The organism is Xenorhabdus sp. XBWT (assembly GCF_059072735.1).
In genome coordinates this window covers 550,247-570,656 of record NZ_CM180990.1, presented here as the reverse complement: position 1 = coordinate 570,656, position 20,410 = coordinate 550,247, and the positions used below count along the sequence as shown (strand labels likewise).

Sequence of the window (20,410 nt, the reverse complement as noted above, 5' to 3'; positions counted from 1 at the left end):
ATTTAGTTTTTTATTTCAATTTCCAGTTTTGGTGCATAATCGGAATTGATTTTTTCAACCAATTGCATTGCTGCACCTGGAACCTGCAATAATTCATCCAATGCAGATTTGGAAGCAGGCTGAACAATACGACGCAAATAAGTTACAATTGGTACAATTTTATTATCCATGGTCATATCGTTAATCATATTATTATAAGCAACAATATTCGGTTCAAATTTAATTTCATCACCACCAACAACCAAAGTAACAATTTTATTTTCTTTGTTCACAATTTAATTCCTTTGTTTTATTTAATCCATTTATTATATTGTTTTCGGTAAACATCATCCCTGATGCAATAAGTAGCTCTATTACATTAATGCAATAAATGACTTCTTATGTTCTTCCATGCCCATAATCTTTAACCAATCAGATTACGAGTTAACTCTGCTTCCAAATAAGGAATACCATTGATACGGACAAAATCAGGTGAAGTGACCACAAATTTAACTTTATGGGTCATCACACTGCCCCCTTTGGGATCAACATCCAGAATATCGCTGAGGATCAGTTTGCAGCCATAGGCCTCGACTTTCATCTCTTCGTTGCCTGCTTTGGCATACCACATCAGATCCACAGGCTGAATACCCCGCCATGAACCTGCTGCACGCGCTTTAGCCGTAACGATATCCAGATATTTAGTACTGAGTTCAATTTCCCCTTCAGCCGCCACATCACCGGAAATATAGCCATCCGGCACCCCCTGTGTTTGGGCTACGGCAGTGTTGTCAGTAATGGACAGGTTGACCTTTTCAGCATGAACCAGATCACCATCCATATTAAAATCGACCGATTGGCCGGAAATACGCTGGCTCATTTAGTTCCCTCCCAAATCCAGCAACAAACTTGCGGTAATCCCTTTCGGGCATTCATAAGTGCGAATGGTGATATAAATTTCTACCGTGTTTTTATTGCGCCATGTGATGACAATGTCACCATCTTCAGGCGATTTCACTTCACCCGGGAATGTCACGCCGTTAATTTCGGTACTGCGGGACATTTCACGCAGAGTGCGGGCAAAATATGCCTGATGCGTCGCAATACTCACAGGGGTGCTGTTCAGCATACGGTTAGCGATTTTGGCGATAGCCTGCAAACGTACACGACGCGCAACTTTATCCACGACACGCAAGTTTTCGATGCTCTGGTAATCCCCACCTTCCACATCTAATGTGCGGCCATCTGACCAGTACATACCGTCATAATCGGGATACCACATCGGCACACTGAAACGCAGTTTTTCCAATGCCTGCAATGTTGCCAAATCAATTGGCTTCCCTGTACCATCAAGCGGAAAATCCGCTCTGCCCAAGTCCGTCAATGGCCCTGTCTGGACACGTGCCGGACTGTCTGCCACAGTGACAGAACGATTACACAGACGACCCGCCAATACGCCCGCTTCATTACTCCACAGTGAAGGCACTAATTGAATTGATGCAACTGCCTCACCTTTTTGCAATTCGGCCAGACGGGTAACATAATCTGCCCAAGTTTCCTTCGGCTGTGTTCCCTCAACGGATAAAATTGCCCACTGCCAACGTCCGAACTTAGCAATGGTATTTGCCCGCAGAGTCTGTGCTGCCTTGATAACAGCTTTAGTTGCACCGACTGTGAGCACATAACCTTCAACACTGGCAATATGCTGTGCTGCTGTCACCGCGTCGACAAAAGCCAACTCATCTGCCGACTCTGGTAAAACATGGACATACCCGGACCAGTTTTGTCCCGCGTTTGCCATTGCCGCCAGTACGGTACGTTTCAGAGTGGTATCTTCCGCTCCCAGCACAGAATCAAAATCTGTCTGAGTATTCACGGAGAGGGTTTTGCCTACGTTGGTTTTTCCCGTTCCGACAAAAAGTAATACCCGCTCAATTTCCTTCGTTTCGCCCTGTAGTTGGTTAACTTGGTTAACCTGCACATGTGGCCACATAATTTATTCCTTTATTTATACCCTTTGCCTTTTGCACTGCTGCTTAACTTCCCATTCATCGTTCTTAGATTTGTCCAATAGGTGTGCCTGATTCGTCCATGACATGCACAACACTATTTTCAGCAACCCAGATTTCAGGGCTTGCCAGCAGCCAGTGCTTACCATCAAAAGGAACAATACCGTTTTTATCCTCACGCATGACCACAGATTCCGACAATGGCAATGACACGACAACAATGGCTGTTTCTTCATTCACTTTCATCGTCATCGTTGGACGTTCCTGTCCCAGATTGGGATTCCCTGATTCATCGCTTTGCTCTGTGAGCCAGACATCAATTAACAGCGGGATGTATCGGGGATCATAATCCTTGTATGGAAATCTTCCCCATATCATCACCGCTTCATATTTCTGGATAAACATCTGGTATTGCCCCCACCCTAAATCCCGTTGAGCCTGGATGAAGCGAATTTTCCCCGTTTCACTGGTGAATTCCGTTTTACCTATGTTCTCTGGCAAATTTTCCCGTAAGAATGTAGTTAATTGCTGTAATCTGTTCATATTTTGCTTACCGCTCAGGTTTCAATTTTTTCATCATTACGGGTTAAATAAGCCGTTTACATTTATCAACGGGTGGCAATCCCTTGCCGCTGTGTTTTCACATTTGATTAAAGATTAAATTGAGATATTTAACCCTTTCCGTTCGAATCAAATGTATTATTGCGAATTCAATAAAATGCTGCGAATAGTTTAGTTCTGATGAATTCGGATATAACGCAATAACCGAATAAGACCGAAATTAAAATAATTTTACTGTATTGATAGTGATAACAAGTTCATCTAAATAATTAGTTATTAAGAAGGGTAAAGTATCCGTAATATTGTTAATGATCAAAAAAAGAGGCCGAAGCCTCTTTTTCTATTATACAAACATATCTATCTGCTGATTTTTAAGCTGACTTATTCTCTGGCTGAGCTTTATTTTCTCATCAGCTTTAGCCAAATCGGCAACAGAGATAACTTGAACGAGTTCATTAAGTTGTTCAGGCGACTTAATGACAAAAAACTCCTTCAGCTTGTTAATGAATACTACTGAGTTTTTTTTTCTCATCAGTAGTTCGATAACATTACTGAGCGTTCCTGTACTTTTAGCATCCCACACCATCAACCCGCAATCAGCTTCGTCTGCCATCTTAATGTCTTTGGCTGTAAAAAATGCGCGTGTTCCGCGAGCATATTCGGTTTTTACAACGTGAACGGGCCAGGAACCTAAGTTGTTGCGCAGCTTAGAAGAACTACAGAATACTGTGGTTGTCTTACAGCCTATATGCAACAATTCCTGCTGTACAGATGAGTCTACTCCGTTAGCATCTCCGACAATAACTCTAAATTTCTGATCGACAATTTTTTGCAACCGTTCAACGATCAGAGGATCTAACTTCTTGATTGTTATCGAACCAGAAACGAACACAGTCGTCATCACTATCTCCAGGTTATCCACCTGCATTTGTGAACCCCTCTGTGTAAAATGATATCTTCACAAGCAGAATACTTTGTTTAAGATTCATCCGAAAGGTTTAGTGAAGGTTATAAGAACCCTATAGCGATAGTCAGATAAAATAGTTGTAAAGTGTCTGGATCTGGAGTTTGTAAGTTATTGGTCAAAAATAGCTTGACACTAAGCAGCAGAATCAGCTTTCAATAATGCCAATGCCTCCTGACGTTGCTGGAGATTAAGGTTATTAATGACGGTCCGCAACAATTTGTCACCCGTTTTGGCGCTGGGACTCAGTGTATGGGAAAAAGTCAAATTCATGACGAATCGATAACCACATTCAATATCAGCACATACACAATAAAGATCTGAGATTTCAGGATGTTTCCGGTTTGTTTTATTCACGGTTGCTTTAGCACCACATTCGGGGCAAATGATTTTTAATACGCGCATTTGACTGACTTCCTAAAGGATCTATTTTCGGAGGGTTTGAATTTTGGCGCATTTTACTCCCAATCAGGCCCAATCTGAGTGGGTACTGATATGTTGCATTCCTGATACAGCAACGTATCCCGAATAGTCAATGCACCCGGAGTATGGTGCTTATTTTGGATATGGTTTCAGCAGGCATTTTCCATAAATCTTTTCATTCATGAGTATCAGTTTTTCTCGTTGTATCTCTCTGTTAGAAAAAGCTATAGTCCGCGCCACTCAGGGTTACTGAGTCATTTACCTACACTGCTTAATCACCGGGATATATACCAGTCCCTGGCATATATCATGGCCGCTCTTCGGCAAAATCTTGATGAAAAGCAGAACATTGCTAGCTGATTTTTTTATGTGGAGACGACAGTAGTGAAACTGCTGCGCAAGAATGACAGTGCATTTGTACCTGTCGCAGGCTTGACTGTTTTTGCAATTGCTTCTGGTTACTTAATGAGTTTAATTCCTTTGTCGATGGCAAGTTTCAGCATTGACACGGTTTATGCCAGTTGGTTGGCCAGCGCTTATTACGTCGGTTTATTAATAGGATCAATGATGATTGAACCTGTGATTGCAAAAATCGGCCACCGTCTTTCATTTATTGCTTTTCTGGTACAGTTAACAGCAACAGTCATTGTGTTGCCTTTTTTTCCGAATAAAGAGATCTGGCTGATTATTCGCTGTATAGCCGGCATCGCTGTTGCCGGGATCTTTGTCGTCGTAGAGTCTTGGCTGTTGATTGGTGATAATCCCAAAGAGCGTGCCAAACGCTTAAGTTTTTACATGACATCCCTCTATGGCGGAACCACTTTGGGTCAATTGTTGATAGGCTCCATCGGTACTCAGGGAATGCTCCCTTTCATGGCTGTTTCAGCCCTGCTTCTATTAGCCATTTTGCCACCATTACTTGTACGTCACGGGCAACCACCTTCGCTGCATCACCAGAGCTTGTCGCTGAAAAAAATCTCCCGGTTTAGTAAGCCCGCCATTGTTGGCTGCATGACTTCCGGGATTGTTATGGGCACTATCTATGGTCTGATGCCTTTATCGCTCAGTCAGAGCCATTTCAGCGCCGATCAGGTTGGTGTGTTGATGGCAGCAATTGTTTTGGGTGGAATGGTTATACAACCGATTATCAGCAGGTTGTCTGTTATCATAAACAAGACTTTCCTATTGGCAATGGTGTCATTATTGGGTGTCTTCGCCGTGGGAATAACATATCTGTTTGACCATTACATTGTGACGATTGTGGCCTTGGCGCTTTTGGGTATGTCCTCTTTTGCGCTGTATCCAATCGCTATCACTCTCGCGTGTGACAAACTGGACTCATCCTATATTGTGGCAGCAAGCCAAGTGATGCTATTAAGTTACAGTATTGGTTCGGCTATTGGCCCACTGGGAGCAGGGCATATTATGCTGCAACACTATTTTAGTGCCCAGCACACAGGATTAATGAGTTTCTTCTTTATTGTCTTGCTGGCGACGGCCATTTATATGCTGTTAGCGAGTTTGCGCCGTAAAGACAGGGTATTGGCAAGCTAAGGAATCTCTGATACGCCGCCAATAAAGCGGCAACTTGAAAGATGAAAGGTATAACACAGTAAAAATATGGAGTTATTAAATGCAAATACAACCAGCCACTGTAACTGATTTCACAATATTGATTCAAATTTGGGAAGACTCTGTAATTGCTACTCATGATTTCCTGCCTGCGGAGATGATTGAGATTCTGCGTCCACAGATCCTTAACGATTACCTGCCTCATCTCACTGTTTATAAGGCAGTAGATGAAAACCAAAATATCGTAGGATTTATCAGTACGGCTCAACATCGTGTGGAAATGCTGTTTGTATCACCACAGGTTAGAGGAGCGGGGATCGGTAAAAAGTTGCTGAAATTTGCCATTGATGAATTACAGGTCAGTGAATTGAATGTTAATGAACAAAATGGGCAAGGTGTTGGTTTCTATATTCATATGGGATTTCAGGTTTTTTCCCGTTCAGAATTGGATGGGCAAGGAAATCCGTTCCCATTATTACACATGAAATTGGTTTAAAATTATCTCTGTAGTTTCTTGTGCCCTTTATCCTTCAAGTTGCTGCTCTGTTGATTACGCTGCAACTTGAAAAACGACAGATATATTTCTTAATGTTCCGAGTGTAAAAACGTTCCATAAATAAGATAAATGTATTCATTTTCAATGAAAATGAAACCCATCGTTAAATAGAATTGCTTTTCATTTTATCCTTCGAAAAAAATAATAATAAATCAAACAAAGCTATTTATATGAAGTTTAAAATAAAGAAAATTAAAGTAATGGGGTGGTTTGTAAACAATTAGAGTGGAATTAATAAATTAATGATATAATCACTTAGTCATAAATGTTTCTATATTGAGTTTGTTACAAATGAATCATCTACAACAACCTTCTTCATCAGGAATGAAGCTCTTTACCGATCTTGTTGGAAAGCGTGTTACCCCCGGGGAGCACTGGCACTCTTCCAGCAATCGTACCAAATTTGCATTTCGCAGTATCCTGACACCGGTTTCTACATTGAAATTCTTGGACGGTCTTGCCAGGACGCCGCGCTACTTGGATATTTTAAAGAAGCAGCCTAGCCTGCCTTGTAAATTACATCGCCCATACCTGAGCATTAACTTTAAACGCAAGCAAATTGCCTGTGCTCTGAATGAGCATTACCAATTATTATTCAAACAATTAGAATCCGCTATTATTAGCAGAATACTTGATAACCATTCTTATTTATTAGCAACCATTCAGGGAAAAAATGAATCATTTATGATTTATATTGATTCACTGGATAATCTGAATAAAGAAGGTGAACTTTCTTTATATATCACTACCACAGAGAATATCATTCTGGCCAAGTGTGCATTCACTTTATTAACCGTGGATAGTAAACAAACTTTATTTATCGGAGTATTACAAGGGCCAACTAAAGGGGATAATTCTCTGGAGATTATCCGCCATGCAACCAAAGAGTGCCACGGGCTGTTTCCTAAGCGTCTGTTGATTGAGGCTATCTGCCGTTTCGCCGAGTATGTCGATTGTGAACAAATCCTGGCGGTAAGTAATGAAACTCATATCTACCGTAGTATCCGTTATTGGCATAAGAAGAAAAACCAGATGGTGGCTGATTATAATTCTTTCTGGGAATCCCTGAATGGGGTCAGGAAGGAAAATAATGATTTCCATTTGCCATCAATCATAGAAAGAAAATCACTGGATGATATCCCCAGTAAGAAACGCGCCGAATATCGCCGTCGTTATCAATTATTGGATGAGTTAGAAAACAGTATCAAAGCATCCCTTACTGCTTAATTTCTCCTCTGGAAGAAATACCAAGTCTAAATATTAGCGGGGTTTCGCCATTAACCATTCAAGATGTGTCTTAATGGCGATCCACTCACTGAGCAGAATACTATAGACACAAGTATCCCGTATCGAACCATCTTTAGCTTGCATGTGATTGCGTAAGATCCCATCCAGCTTTGCGCCTAACCGCTCAATCGCCCTGCGACTCTGGTGATTCAAAAAATGGGTTCGGAATTCCACCGCCAAACATCCCTGCTCTTCAAAGGCATATTGCAGCAATAACAATTTTGCTTCCGTATTGATGGAGGTTCGTTGAACAGAACGCGCATACCATGTCGAACCAATTTCCAGTCTGGGAATATTTTCATCAATATTCATATAGGTTGTCATCCCAACAGCATTGCCTGTTGCATTATCGATAACAGTAAAAGGCAGCATTGTTCCTTTTATATTTAATGAGATACGACGCTCAATTTCCTTATGGACATTGTCAGGTTCAGGAACACTGGTATACCACAATTTATGTAATTGCCCATCCTCAATAGCACATACAAATTCATCATGCCGATCATGGGAAAGAGGCACTAAAGTGACATTTTTTCCTGTCAACGTAATCCAATCAGTTATTTTTTTCATGCTCATTTTTTACCATGGTTGAAGAAGCCGCTGGCAGTATGCATAGTTAAGAGATGCACAACAATCATAAATCGGGGGTATTTATTCCCAATGGATTTCATGATACCTGTCACAATCACTTAACAAAGTTATTCCAATCAAGCCGGAACCGTCTAGATTTGATAACCATCTCATCCGACCACTTAACCATAGCCAAGTGAAAACTTAAGTCACACAGAAAAATTATATTTCTTGAGCTACCAAATATTTGATGGAGAACGCAATGAGCAATTACCCTCACCTGCTTGCACCGCTGGATTTGGGCTTTACCACATTGAAAAATCGTGTATTGATGGGATCAATGCATACCGGACTTGAGGAACACCCCGACGGCGCCCGACGGTTGGCTCAGTTCTATGCAGAACGGGCTGCTGGTGGCGTTGCATTGATTGTGACTGGCGGTATTGCACCAAACCCACAGGGCGTTGTTGCCGCAGGTGCAAGTGTCCTCAATAGCGAGGACTCCCTGCCTCACCATAAATTCGTTACGGATGCTGTACATCAGGCGGGGGGGAAAATTGCCCTGCAAATTCTGCATACAGGGCGCTACAGCTATCAGAAAAACCTTGTTGCTCCTTCTGCTATTCAAGCTCCTATCAATCCCTTTATGCCCCGAGAAATGTCTGAAGAAGATATCCAGCAGACAATCAAAGATTTCGCCCGATGTGCCCAACTTGCCCAACTTGCAGGTTATGACGGCGTCGAAATCATGGGTTCAGAAGGTTATCTCATCAATCAGTTTTTGGTTGCGCGTACAAATCACCGACAAGATAAATGGGGCGGCGCCTTCGAAAATCGTATGCGTTTTGCGCTGGAAATTGTCAAAGCCGTCCGCGCCATCACGGGAGAACGTTTTATCATTATTTATCGTCTCTCCATGCTGGATCTGGTCGAAGACGGCTCTAACTGGCAAGAGATCGAACAACTGGCGTTGAAAATAGAGAAGGCTGGCGCATCTATCATCAATACGGGTATTGGCTGGCATGAAGCACGGATCCCAACGATTGCAACTATGGTTCCCAGAGCCGGGTTCAGTTGGGTGACTCAAAAACTGATGGGAAAAGTCAGCATTCCTTTAATTACGACCAACCGCATCAACGATCCACAAGTTGCCGAACAAATCCTCAGTGAAGGTTGCGCGGATATGGTGTCTATGGCACGCCCTTTCCTCGCTGATGCCGAATTTGTCCTGAAAGCTGAGCAAAACCGGGCTGACGAAATAAATACCTGCATCGGTTGTAACCAAGCTTGTCTGGACAGAATCTTTGTCGGCAAGCTGACTTCGTGTCTGGTCAATCCACGCGCCTGCCATGAAACTGAATTGATTGCCGAACCAGCCACCTCGCCTAAAACCATTGCCGTTATTGGTGCCGGCCCTGCGGGATTATCCTTTGCCATCACGGCAGCCAGCCGAGGACATCATGTCACGCTGTTTGAACGTGACAACCAGATTGGCGGGCAATTTAACATTGCCAAACAAATTCCGGGTAAAGAAGAGTTCCACGAAACGCTGCGTTATTTTGATCGGCAATTGGCCCTCAATGGTGTTGAAGTACGTCTCAATCACACAGCAACTGCCGAGCAGCTTTCATCATTTGATGAAATCATCCTCGCAACAGGCATTACACCACGTACGCCTGATATTGACGGCATTAATCATGAAAAAGTGCTGACATACCTTGATGTTTTGAAACATAAACGACAAATCGGAAAACGAGTCGCTATCATCGGTGCCGGGGGCATTGGATTCGATACCGCAGAGTACCTGAGCCAAAGTGGGCAAAGTACCAGTTTGAGCAGTCATGCGTTCAGCCATGAATGGGGCATTGATCAGACCATTATGCATCGGGGTGGATTACGCCCGGAAGGAACTCAGGTCGAACGTTCCCCACGAAAAATTTACCTGCTGCAACGCAAGGATTCCAAAGTCGGTGACGGCTTGGGGAAAACCACGGGATGGGTGCATAGAGCCAGCCTGTCTATGCGCGGTATCACCATGCTAAACAGCGTTCAATATGTAAAAATTGATGATCAAGGGTTACATATACGTCGTGGTGATGAACAGCAATGTCTTGAAGTGGATAACGTCATTATTTGCGCAGGACAGTTGCCATTGAAAGAGCTTTGCCAACCGTTACAGGCGATGGGAAAAAACGTACATATCATTGGCGGGGCGGATGTCGCAACCGAGCTGGACGCCCGTCGGGCTATCGATCAGGGGACTCGGTTGGCGCTCAAGATATAATGAATGGACGTTTAATTAATAGAATTTAAATGCAGAACGGCTATAGCGGATTTAATACCCGTTATCGCCGTTCCGGTTCCAGCGAATGCTTAACGCTCTGCTAATTGTTCTTCAATTCGAACATCTTCAGCCTGACAAACTGCTGCGGTAAACAATACATCAGTAGAGGAATTCAACCCTGTTTCAGTAGAGTCTTGCAGGACACCGATGATCAAGCCAACAGCAACAACCTGCATGGCGATTTCATTGGAAATACCAAACATGCTGCATGCCAGCGGAATCAACAATAACGAGCCACCTGCAATTCCCGAAGATCCACACGCCGCAATCGCCGAAACAACACTCAGCAATATTGCCGTAGGAATGTCTACAGTCATGCCCAAAGTATTCACTGCCGCCAATGTCAATACGGTAATAGTTATTGCCGCACCAGCCATATTAATGGTTGCCCCCAGAGGGATGGAAACGGAATAAGTATCTTCATCCAGATTCATACGACGGCACATTGCCATATTCACGGGAATATTAGCTGCTGAACTACGGGTAAAGAATGCCGTTACGCCACTTTCACGCAAGCATTCAAAAACCAGTGGGTAAGGGTTACGACGAATTTTCCAATAAACAATCAATGGATTGACGACCAAAGCAACAATAATCATGCAGCTAAGCAATACGGTTAATAGTTGAACATAACCGAGCAAGGCCTCAAATCCTGTTGTGGCAATCGTCGAAGAAACCAACCCGAAAATACCAATAGGTGCTAAACGGATAACAACTCGTACAAGTTGAGTCACCGCTCCTGACAGATCTTGGATCAGCGATTTAGTCGATTCATTGGCATGGCGTAAAGCGATACCCAAACCGATTGACCACGCCAGAATCCCAACGTAATTCCCTTTCAATATCGCATCAATTGGGTTAGCAACTACATTGATCAGCAACCCCCTCAGCACTTCAACGATATTTTCCGGGGGCGACATTTGGGCATCATTTGTCACCAACGTCAGTGTTGATGGAAATAACATACTGCCAATCACAGCCACAACTGCGGCAAGAAATGTCCCCATCAGATACAGAAATATAATGGGCCGCATATTGCTTTTCTGTCCTGCCTTGTGATTTGCAATTGAGGACATGACCAAGACCCACACTAAAACAGGAGCTACTGCTTTCAATGCTCCTACAAAGAGTGCTCCTAGCAATTCAACTGATTTGGCTGTTTCAGGTGCCAGCCATGCCAATAATATACCTAATATCAATCCGATTAAGATTTGTTTTACTAAGCTTCCTTGTACAAGGTATTGCACAAAGCCTTTTTGTTGTTTTTCCATAGCTTATCCATTTATATTTTATATTTTTGGCTTTATAAGCCTGATGTTTTTGTGTTTGCTTTCCCTGTATAGGGAAATTAAGAGAACGACAAAGAATAATTAATTGCAATATACAGACAACACCGCATTTGATAACAAATCATTTACATTTGTGTGATCGGAACATCAATTTTCGCATCGCATTAATCTCATCCCCCAACGACCCATACAGTAAAAAAACAAAAAATACTGTTTAAATTCATTATATTAAATAAATTAAACTCTTTCAGGAATAGGGGCGGATTGATTTCAGTCATCAATATCAGAAATAGATTACTTTTCGTCATTAATCAAACCACAGATATGGCATTAATTGGTAAAATGCACAAATTCAACCCTTCCACGGGATAAATTGGCCATTTACGCTATTTCAGGAAACTTTATCAGACCATTAATCAATTGATATATATGGATGAGCTTATTTTTACATTTGTACCAATGTTCAATTGATCACCAAAATTTTCTATCTCGTTACTGCTGATTTTGTTAAAGTGGGCCATGTCAATCTTTATGCCACCTTGAAGGGATTTCGAGAGCATTTTATGACAATTAGAATTGAATATTTTGTCACCCAAAATATTCAATAGAAATTCACCATAAATGCACCATAAAAGTAAGATGCAATCTTTAACCCGCGTTTTAGGAACATTTGATGGAAATTGTAACAGACCTTATTTATGCACTTTGGCACCAAGATTACGAAACACTAGCTAATCCGTCTTTAGTATGGGCAATCTATATTTTGCTGTTTACCATCCTGTTTTTGGAAAATGGGGTACTGCCCGCAGCGTTTTTACCCGGTGATAGCCTATTGATATTAGTTGGTGTCTTAATTGCAAAAGAGACCATGAGTTTCCCGGTGACACTGCTCATTCTCACTGTCGGTGCCAGCCTCGGTTGCTGGATCGGGTATCTTCAGGGGCGATGGCTTGGTAATACAAAGTTAGTGCAGGGCTGGCTGTCACATCTTCCTGCACATTATCATCAGCGCGCACGCAACTTATTCCATCGTCATGGCTTATCTGCCTTGCTGATAGGCCGTTTCATCGCTTTTGTCAGAACTTTGCTGCCAACACTGGCTGGTCTTGCGGGTCTGAATAATAGTCGTTTTCAAATATTCAATTGGCTCAGTGGGTTTCTGTGGGTAATTATCCTGACAACCTTGGGCTATGCATTGGGTAAAAGCCCCCTTTTTCGCCAGTATGAAGAATATTTGATGAATTTTTTAGTGTTGTTACCTGTGGGTCTGTTACTCGCCGGCTTAATTGGCAGCCTGACTGTTATTTGGCGCAAAAAACGCTCCAATAATACCCTATTGTAATCTTCCGTTCTTCCTGTGGTATTGCGGAAAAACATACCACAGGAAATTCATCTTCCAACCCGCTGAGCACTGTTCAAAAGCCAGTTTATTCACCTACTTCAGACGGTGTTTAAGATTAATTCGCAATATAATGTGACAAATTTTCATCTATTCATACTTTCAACTCCTTATAAAAGCGTCTATGTTAGAAATTCATCCATCGTATATTTAAGGAGATGAGTAATGGCACAGAAGAGAAACTCTGACGATTTACGTGCTGAACTACAATCCATTGCAGATACTCTGGAAGAAGTTCTCAATAATTCCGGCGACAAGTCAAAAGCTGAATTGGAAAAATTGCGTAGCAAAGCAGAAAAAACGCTAAAAGAGGCTCGCGTAACACTCAGCGATGCCAGCGATAGGCTGGTTGATCAAACTAAAGAAATTGCAGGCCATGCTGATAATTATGTCCGTGAAAATCCGTGGACAGGTGTCGGTATCGGCGCGGCAGTTGGCGTTGTATTAGGTGTTCTGTTGTCAAGGCGCTGAAATGACCCAATCCCCTCACTCAAAAGGCCCTGGAAAAGGGCTCCTTGATACTTTACGGCGAGTCGCAGCTATCGTTGTTCGCATGGTTGAAACCCGTATCCAACTCGCTGCTGTTGAGTTGGAAGAAGGTGCAGCAACTCTGGTAAAGCTGCTGCTGATGGTAGGACTTACTCTTTTATTCGCAGGCTTCGGTTTGATGTGTCTGCTGGTGCTAATATTCCTGACTATCGACCCGGCTTACCGGATGATTGCCATGGTAATTACTGCCGGGATCCTGCTGCTTCTCGCCGTGTTCGGTGCCATATGGACAATAAAAAAAGCTCAAAGATTGACATTTCTTAATGCAACTCGCGAGCAACTGAATATTGATCGCAAAATGCTGGAGACGGATCAGCATGAATAAGTCACGGAAGCAATTGTTATTAAATGAGATCCGGCAACAGCGGCAATCACTTTCCAATTGCAGCCGACATTGGCTTGAAATCACACAATCTTATGATAAGGGCTGGCAAACTCTACTCACTTTCAAGTCACATGTTGCCGTTTGTTCTGCTATTGCCCTGTTCTATGGTCTGCGCCACCCCAACAAGGTTTATCGCTGGTCACGTCATATAATCAGTATTTTTGGGATCATGAAAATCGTACGGAATACACTTTATAAGTAGCCTTTCATAAATATTTACTCTCTAAATAAGGGTTAACCATGGTACTAATAATAACCCCTCATCTCAGCTTTCATCTCAATTCTGGCTTTTATTCAAATCTCTTTCTGTATCCGAGGTATTTTATTCAAAAAAATTGCATTAAATTGTTAATATTCCTTACTATCAATGAATAACAGCTATTCTTACAATAGAATCCATCAGAGAATGATTAACAAACAGCCATTATGTCTGTTTTTTATTCAATTAAGGCCTGAAAAATATCTTATTTATTATTACCCGCAGTCATTAGGGATATAACCATGAAAAAATTTGAAGATAGTGGCCTGTTGGTCGCACGTATTTTAATATCCGTTCTTTTTATCATCGCAGGATATGGAAAATTAGGTGATGCTTATGCGGGAACACAAGAATTTATGGAAGCCATGAAGGTACCAGGCATTTTATTACCTCTGACTATCTTACTTGAACTCGGTGGTGGCCTTGCCGTTATGTTTGGTCTGCTGACCCGTACCACAGCGGTATTTACATTTATTTTCTGCATCCTGACGTCGATTCTGTTCCATCATGATTTTGCAGATAATATGAACCAGACTATGTTCCTGAAAAATCTTGCCATCAGTGCAGGCTACTTAATGCTGGCGATAATGGGTCCGGGTAAGTTCAGTATTGATGGTGTATTGAAGAAAAATTGGTAATTCCCCCTCTTTCCTAAAATAAAAGCCCCATACTGTGAACAAACAATATAGGGCTTTTATTTCTAATCATTTACTGCTACGTCCGTCTTATCGGTTGGCAAATAATTTTGGGATCTCACGCAAGCACCAAGCCTTAGCCTCTCCCATGCTATCGCGCCGCCAAGCAATGATGATGTTGGTTTCATGGCTGTATTCCGAGCCGAGAACCCGTAAACGGCCTTCAGAAATATCTCGTTCTACCATCGGATACGGCATAGTCGCCACTCCCAGTCCTGCCAAAAGCGCACGGCGTTTATCCTCCAGTGAACTTACCGTCAGGCGGGGCTGTTTATCCAACAGCTGAACCGTCAGAACAGGGCGCTCTCTTGCCGTGTCAGCAACTGCTATCCCGCGATATTTCACCCGCGTGGCATCAGACAGCGGTTCTGGTTCAGAATGGATAGGATGATCCGCACTGGCAACATAGACATTGTTAATTGAATAAAGTGGGCGGGAATTCACCTCAGCAGAGGCTCTGAAATGTAGATCCGGTGCAATCACTATATCAGCATGTCCGGTTGCCAATCGCTCCCAGGCACCCGCCAAAACTTCAGTTATCAACGAAAGTTGTGTATTCGATTTTTTTGCCAGTCTATCCACGAGAGGAAAAAGGGAGGCTGTCGGAAACAGGGCTTCACACACAATTATCAGATGGGTTTCCCAACCACGGGCAAGCGCTTCTGCATCAGCCGTCAATTTATCCGCAGCTTCAAGCAACAAGCGCCCTCTTTCCAGTAACAGACGGCCAACATTAGTAAATTTTGTGCGATGACCAGAGCGGTCAAACAGTACAACATCCAGCTCTTCTTCCAATTTCTGCATAGTATAACTCAATGCAGAAGGAACTCTCCCCAATTCATCCGCCGCCGCAGCAAAACTTCCCCGTCGGTCTATCGCATCCATAACTCTCAGGGATTCCAATGTTAGCGCACGCTCTTTGCCCATATCTTTCTCAATCAGGAATTTTGAATATAGCCACCAGATTAACTGGCTAACATTTCAACGTCCAGATAATTAAGATCGAAATTTGTATACTCTATGGGCTTGGAGTTAATTTGAAAGACAAAGGGTATCGTTTATTAGTTAAAGAGATGACAACGATGATGATAACGAGGTCAGCAACGCAATGTGGAAAAGCCGATTATGGTTGGTTACAGGCTCGATATACTTTTTCATTCGGTCACTATTTTGACCCAAAATTTTTGAACTACCAATCGTTACGTGTTCTTAATCAGGAAGTTCTGGCACCAAAAGCCGAATTTCAGCCTAAATCTTATCCTCACGTCGATATTTTGAATATTATCCTGCAAGGAGAAGCTCAATATCGTGACAGTGAGGGAAATTATATCCATGCCAAACAAGGTGATTGCTTGCTGTTTTCTGCTCGTCAGGGCATTAGTTATAGTGAACTCAATCCCAGTGACAAAATACCCATGACGCGGCTGCAACTCTGGCTCAATGCCTGTCCTCAGCAAGAACCCCTGCCATTACAACGTAAAATTTTGCCAGATAGGCCGTTAACATTGCTGGCCTCCCCCACATCAGAAAACAGCAGCATGTACCTGCGCCAACAAGTGTGGATAAGCTATTTTGTGATAAAACCCCGAGAACACCAAACTTTGTCTTTATGGAACAAATATGCCTACCTGCAATCCATCAATGGCAATGCAAGGATTGGCAGCAGGACAGATGAAGTTGTGATTCAGTGTGGAGATGGTGTATTTATTCAGGAAGAACAAGCAATCACATTGCAAGCAGACACGCTGTTTCGGGGACTGTTAATTGATTTGGCAGAGTGATTTTTCTGGTTCAGTTTTTTCTGACTTAGTATTCATTTCTTGGTCAGATGAAATGAATAAGCCCCACAGAGTATTTACTCTGTGGGGCTAAATTTATGAAGTTGACCGATAAGCCGGGTTCTGTCTTGGACAGCCATTCATCTAGGCCAGCACTTGCGCACTGGCTCAAGCAACCTACCCGGGTTCGGTACGGGCCGTACCATATGAACCCCTATTTGGTCTTGCTCCGGGTGGAGTTTACCGTGCCACGGACTGTTGCCAGCCGCGCGGTGCGCTCTTACCGCACCCTTTCACCCTTACCTGATCCCAAACTTATTTTTGCAAATAAGCCGGGCCATCGGCGGTTTGCTCTCTGTTGCACTGGTCGTAGGCTTTCACCTCCCAGACGTTATCTGGCACCCTGCCCTATGGAGCCCGGACTTTCCTCCCCTTTACTTCTCCCGGAGGAGAGCGGTAAAGCGGCGGCTGTCTGGTCAACTCCGGCGCGGATTATAAGGGGTTTACTATCCGATGTATAGGAATTTTCACACGTCGTCTTTAATTTGCTCAATGACAGGTTTCAATTAACTGTCTTGATCAAGAGCGTAACGGTACAATGCATTTTTCTTCACACCGTGTATCTCAGCCGCCAATGCCGCTGCCTTTTTCAATGGCAGCTCTTTTTGCAGCAATGTCAATGTCCGCAAGGCTTCCGGTGGCAAACTATCTTCCGCTGGTTTACGGTAGCCTTCCACAATCAGCACCATTTCACCACGGCGACGGGTTTCATCTTCCCTGATCCATGCCAGAAGTTCTCCCGCAGGCATTCCTTGAATGGACTCCCACGTCTTGGTCAGTTCCCGGGCCAACACAACATACCGATCTGCTCCCCATACTTCTACAATATCTTCTAAACTGTCCAATAAACGATGTGTCGATTCGTAGAATATCAGCGTCCTTGGTTCCTGTGCTAATTCACGCAGGGTATCCTGACGCCCTTTACTTTTTGCTGGCAGAAAACCTTCATAGCAAAAACGATCGGAAGGCAGGCCAGCCGCAGACAAAGCCGTAATCGCTGCACAAGGGCCGGGCAGTGGAACGACTTTAATTCCTGCTTCCCGACAACGACGGACAAGGTGGTAACCCGGATCATTGATCAAAGGTGTACCGGCATCAGACACTAACGCGATGCTTATTCCTTGTTCCAATTTTGCAATCAATTGATCTGCTTTCTGCTGTTCATTATGATCATGAAGTGCGAACATACGCGCATTAATGGCAAAATGTTGAAGCAACAAGCCAGTGTGTCGCGTATCTTCAGCTGCAATCAGATCGACATGTTTAAGAACTTCAAGAGCACGCTGGGTAATATCCCCGAGATTTCCAATAGGGGTTGGCACAACATACAGCGTGGATGTCGTAACCACTGCTCGATTGGTTTGATTCATTGTTTCTTCCGAATGACCGATTTAAAATTGAGCATCTTTGAAAAAAACATCACTGGATACAGTATGCTTCCCTCAATTTTTGTGCGTTTCAAAACTGGTTTAGTCTATACAGCACTGCTATCGACTATGATTATTGCAGGGTGTACCATGCCCACACAGCAAGGGCAACCAACTTCTCAGCCTCAGGACAATATCAGCGCAGAGATTAACCACTATCAAGCCATTATTGATACAGCGCATAATCAACCATCACTGGGTGTTATCCGTGCTTACATTGCGCTGGAACATTATTTATCAAAGACACACGATGTCACAGAAAACCAAGCAACATATGAAGCTGAGCATCAGAAAAACATTGATGAAACCTGGGAGACTCTGACACATCTTTCCTCGCAGCAACTCAGCGAGTTGGTGATCAATGCCAACGAATATACGTTGCAAGGCTGGCTCGACTTGCTCAATGCTTATCAGAACAATAAGCAAAATCTCGATAAACTCCGCCCTGCCATCAGCGATTGGAAAATTCGCTATTCTGGCAACCCTGCTGCACGTAGTTTACCTACTTCCCTGCAACAAATGTTGGAAAAATCAAATGATGGTCATGCCACAATCGGATTATTCCTGCCCTTAAGTGGTCAGGCAAAAATGTTCGGTGAAGCTATTCGCCAAGGTTTCCTTGATGCGCAAAAAGGGTTGCCAAAACCGGTATCGCCTGTAAACGTGACTGACTCAACTATTGCTGCGGCTATTGCTTCTACGACGGATAATGGATTATCTGATAACACCGATCTATCTCATTCGGTGGATGCCAATACGTCAAATTCAGAAAACACTGATGTTGGCGCGGCATCGATACCTGAAATAGCCACAATCCCTGATACCACGCCATTCACAATAAGTGATACTCCCGTAAATGTTCAGGCAGTAAAAGTCTATGACACTAACAGCCAGCCACTGACTAACCTGCTGGTACAAGCTGAACAAGATGGTATTACACTGGTCGTTGGGCCTTTACTGAAACCCAACGTGGAAAAGCTTGCACAGATTGAAACGTCGCTCAATATTCTGGCTCTCAATGAATTGGATGTTCCGCAGGTACAACCTAATATCTGTTATTTTTCGCTGTCCCCAGAAGATGAGGCAAAAAACGCCGCCATGCATATCTGGCAGCAGCAGAAACGCAATCCACTGCTTTTAATACCGCGAACTGAATTCGGTACACGAATTGCAAAAGCCTTTGCAAAAGAGTGGCAAGAATTAGGGGGGCAAACCGTATTGCAGCAAACTTTCGGGACACCGGATGAAATGAGACAATCCATGAACCGTGGTGTTGGCATTCGCATGTCTGGTACGCCAATTACAGTCAGCACCCCTGCACCGGATACCGCTAATCAGGCCAATATAAATGTGCCCGTTGTTTCCACAAGTTCAGCCAATGGCTCGGTGGATGCCGTTTATATAGTTGCGACAGCGGATGAGCTGACAACTATCAAACCAATGATCGATATGGCAATCAGCTCTCGCAAAAAACCCGCTCTGTATACCACCTCACGTAGTAATAAATCAGGCTTGGGCCCTGATTTCCGTTTAGAAATGGATGGAATACAGTTTAGTGACATTCCACTGTTGACAGGCATGAATGTGCCATTGATGCAGCAAGCTGCCAAAAAATTTTCCAATGACTACTCCCTGATGCGCCTTTATGCAATGGGAATCGACGCTTGGTCACTGGCTAATCAGTTTACACAAATGCAGCAAGAAACGGGATTCCGTCTGAATGGTGCATCAGGGGAGCTTTTAGTTTCGGATAATTGCATCATCATGCGCCAACTCCCTTGGATGCAGTTCAGTAATGGTCGTATCATTCTCGAAAATCGTGCTGACAATGCTGAACATACCGGGATTACTAATAACTCGAATGAATCAGACGATGTCAATAATGTTGATCAAAGTAATGCGTTACAATAAACATCACAAAACAACGGGTAGCTATGCGCTAGGGCAACATTACGAACATCAAGCCAAGCAATTTCTGCAACAACAGGGGCTTACCTTTGTTGCAGAAAATGTGAAAATTCGTGGTGGAGAAATCGATCTCATCATGCGTGATAAACATACGTGGGTATTTGTCGAAGTCCGCTTTCGCCAGAACGCTCAATATGGTGATGCTATTGCTACAATTACCCAAAGCAAGCGCAGAAAGCTATTGCATACTGCGGCAGTTTGGCTGAACCAGCGTAATGAATGTCTGGAAACTGCACCTTGCCGCTTTGATGTTTGTGCGATAACAGGCCAGAAATTTGAATGGCTGAAAAATGCTTTTACCCTGAATGAGAGCCTATTTTAGTAGGTTCTTAATTT

The 20,410-nt window shown here is 43.3% G+C and carries 22 protein-coding genes and 1 other RNA gene; 12 read left to right on the top strand and 11 right to left on the bottom strand.

Annotated features, from left to right (window positions below; genetic code table 11):
• Positions 1-2: 2 nt before the first annotated feature.
• The 6 genes from AC5JQI_RS02505 to AC5JQI_RS02480 form a co-directional block, all read right to left on the bottom strand.
• Complete coding sequence (locus AC5JQI_RS02505) at positions 3-272, bottom strand: putative phage tail assembly chaperone (RefSeq protein WP_275375204.1); 270 nt, start codon at positions 270-272, stop codon at positions 3-5.
• 131 nt (positions 273-403) lie between these two features.
• Positions 404-859 (bottom strand): DUF2597 family protein, encoded by a 456-nt coding sequence (locus tag AC5JQI_RS02500; protein ID WP_237387922.1) that lies wholly within the window; start codon positions 857-859, stop codon positions 404-406.
• Entirely contained in the window at positions 860-1,975 is a 1,116-nt protein-coding gene (locus AC5JQI_RS02495; RefSeq protein ID WP_493914588.1) for a DUF2586 domain-containing protein, read from the bottom strand.
• Between the two features lie 61 nt (positions 1,976-2,036).
• The gene (locus AC5JQI_RS02490; protein ID WP_493913613.1) at positions 2,037-2,531 is read right to left on the bottom strand and encodes a phage tail protein; all 495 of its coding nucleotides are present in this window, start codon (positions 2,529-2,531) and stop codon (positions 2,037-2,039) included.
• A 361-nt stretch (positions 2,532-2,892) separates the two neighbouring features.
• Positions 2,893-3,477 (bottom strand): hypothetical protein, encoded by a 585-nt coding sequence (locus AC5JQI_RS02485; RefSeq protein WP_493913612.1) that lies wholly within the window; start codon positions 3,475-3,477, stop codon positions 2,893-2,895.
• 171 nt (positions 3,478-3,648) lie between these two features.
• Positions 3,649-3,918, bottom strand: coding sequence for an Ogr/Delta-like zinc finger protein (locus tag AC5JQI_RS02480; RefSeq protein ID WP_493913611.1), 270 nt, complete (start codon positions 3,916-3,918; stop codon positions 3,649-3,651).
• A 402-nt stretch (positions 3,919-4,320) separates the two neighbouring features.
• Between AC5JQI_RS02480 and AC5JQI_RS02475 the strand changes: the two genes are divergently transcribed.
• The 3 genes from AC5JQI_RS02475 (at position 4,321) to AC5JQI_RS02465 (ending at position 7,291) form a co-directional block, all read left to right on the top strand.
• Positions 4,321-5,490: an MFS transporter gene (locus tag AC5JQI_RS02475; protein ID WP_493913610.1), complete on the top strand. Its 1,170-nt coding sequence runs from the start codon at positions 4,321-4,323 to the stop codon at positions 5,488-5,490.
• Between the two features lie 79 nt (positions 5,491-5,569).
• Complete coding sequence (locus tag AC5JQI_RS02470) at positions 5,570-6,004, top strand: GNAT family N-acetyltransferase (RefSeq protein WP_493913609.1); 435 nt, start codon at positions 5,570-5,572, stop codon at positions 6,002-6,004.
• A gap of 351 nt (positions 6,005-6,355) precedes the next feature.
• A complete protein-coding gene (locus AC5JQI_RS02465) occupies positions 6,356-7,291 on the top strand; it encodes a VirK/YbjX family protein (protein ID WP_493913608.1) in 936 nt (311 codons plus the stop codon).
• Positions 7,292-7,324: 33 nt separating this feature from the next.
• On the opposite strand, the gene AC5JQI_RS02460 is transcribed toward AC5JQI_RS02465, so the two are convergent.
• The gene (locus AC5JQI_RS02460) at positions 7,325-7,921 is read right to left on the bottom strand and encodes a GNAT family N-acetyltransferase (protein ID WP_493913607.1); all 597 of its coding nucleotides are present in this window, start codon (positions 7,919-7,921) and stop codon (positions 7,325-7,327) included.
• A gap of 262 nt (positions 7,922-8,183) precedes the next feature.
• On the opposite strand from AC5JQI_RS02460, the gene AC5JQI_RS02455 reads away from it, so the two are divergent.
• Entirely contained in the window at positions 8,184-10,205 is a 2,022-nt protein-coding gene (locus AC5JQI_RS02455) for an oxidoreductase (protein ID WP_493913606.1), read from the top strand.
• An 89-nt stretch (positions 10,206-10,294) separates the two neighbouring features.
• Here the strand turns inward: AC5JQI_RS02455 and sstT are convergent, their stop codons facing one another.
• On the bottom strand, positions 10,295-11,536 hold the full coding sequence (sstT, locus tag AC5JQI_RS02450; protein ID WP_493913605.1) for a serine/threonine transporter SstT: 1,242 nt from the start codon (positions 11,534-11,536) through the stop codon (positions 10,295-10,297).
• Positions 11,537-12,227: 691 nt separating this feature from the next.
• On the opposite strand from sstT, the gene AC5JQI_RS02445 reads away from it, so the two are divergent.
• The 5 genes from AC5JQI_RS02445 (at position 12,228) to AC5JQI_RS02425 (ending at position 14,784) form a co-directional block, all read left to right on the top strand.
• Positions 12,228-12,896, top strand: coding sequence for a DedA family protein (locus tag AC5JQI_RS02445; protein ID WP_237387931.1), 669 nt, complete (start codon positions 12,228-12,230; stop codon positions 12,894-12,896).
• Between the two features lie 222 nt (positions 12,897-13,118).
• Entirely contained in the window at positions 13,119-13,424 is a 306-nt protein-coding gene (locus tag AC5JQI_RS02440; RefSeq protein ID WP_092554438.1) for an ElaB/YgaM/YqjD family protein, read from the top strand.
• 1 nt (position 13,425) lies between these two features.
• Positions 13,426-13,827: a phage holin family protein gene (locus tag AC5JQI_RS02435; RefSeq protein WP_493913604.1), complete on the top strand. Its 402-nt coding sequence runs from the start codon at positions 13,426-13,428 to the stop codon at positions 13,825-13,827.
• Positions 13,820-14,089 (top strand): YqjK-like family protein, encoded by a 270-nt coding sequence (locus AC5JQI_RS02430; RefSeq protein ID WP_493913603.1) that lies wholly within the window; start codon positions 13,820-13,822, stop codon positions 14,087-14,089. Before AC5JQI_RS02435 ends, AC5JQI_RS02430 begins: the two co-directional genes overlap by 8 nt.
• 299 nt (positions 14,090-14,388) lie before the next feature.
• Complete coding sequence (locus AC5JQI_RS02425) at positions 14,389-14,784, top strand: DoxX family protein (RefSeq protein WP_237387935.1); 396 nt, start codon at positions 14,389-14,391, stop codon at positions 14,782-14,784.
• An 87-nt stretch (positions 14,785-14,871) separates the two neighbouring features.
• Here AC5JQI_RS02425 and AC5JQI_RS02420 read toward each other — a convergent pair whose 3' ends face one another.
• Positions 14,872-15,768 (bottom strand): LysR family transcriptional regulator, encoded by an 897-nt coding sequence (locus AC5JQI_RS02420; RefSeq protein ID WP_493913602.1) that lies wholly within the window; start codon positions 15,766-15,768, stop codon positions 14,872-14,874.
• 155 nt (positions 15,769-15,923) lie between these two features.
• Between AC5JQI_RS02420 and AC5JQI_RS02415 the strand changes: the two genes are divergently transcribed.
• Positions 15,924-16,622: a pirin family protein gene (locus tag AC5JQI_RS02415; RefSeq protein ID WP_493913601.1), complete on the top strand. Its 699-nt coding sequence runs from the start codon at positions 15,924-15,926 to the stop codon at positions 16,620-16,622.
• A gap of 93 nt (positions 16,623-16,715) precedes the next feature.
• Here the strand turns inward: AC5JQI_RS02415 and rnpB are convergent.
• Positions 16,716-17,103: RNase P RNA component class A (rnpB, locus tag AC5JQI_RS02410), an RNA gene on the bottom strand.
• A gap of 82 nt (positions 17,104-17,185) precedes the next feature.
• Positions 17,186-18,049, bottom strand: coding sequence for a 16S rRNA (cytidine(1402)-2'-O)-methyltransferase (gene rsmI, locus AC5JQI_RS02405; protein WP_323853859.1), 864 nt, complete (start codon positions 18,047-18,049; stop codon positions 17,186-17,188).
• A gap of 63 nt (positions 18,050-18,112) precedes the next feature.
• Here rsmI and AC5JQI_RS02400 point away from each other — a divergent pair, with 63 nt between their 5' ends.
• Positions 18,113-20,017 (top strand): penicillin-binding protein activator, encoded by a 1,905-nt coding sequence (locus AC5JQI_RS02400; protein ID WP_493913600.1) that lies wholly within the window; start codon positions 18,113-18,115, stop codon positions 20,015-20,017.
• Positions 20,004-20,396 carry a YraN family protein gene (locus AC5JQI_RS02395; protein WP_323853910.1) on the top strand — a complete coding sequence of 131 codons (393 nt, stop codon included), beginning with the start codon at positions 20,004-20,006 and terminating at the stop codon, positions 20,394-20,396. Before AC5JQI_RS02400 ends, AC5JQI_RS02395 begins: the two co-directional genes overlap by 14 nt.
• Positions 20,397-20,410 lie beyond the last annotated feature (14 nt).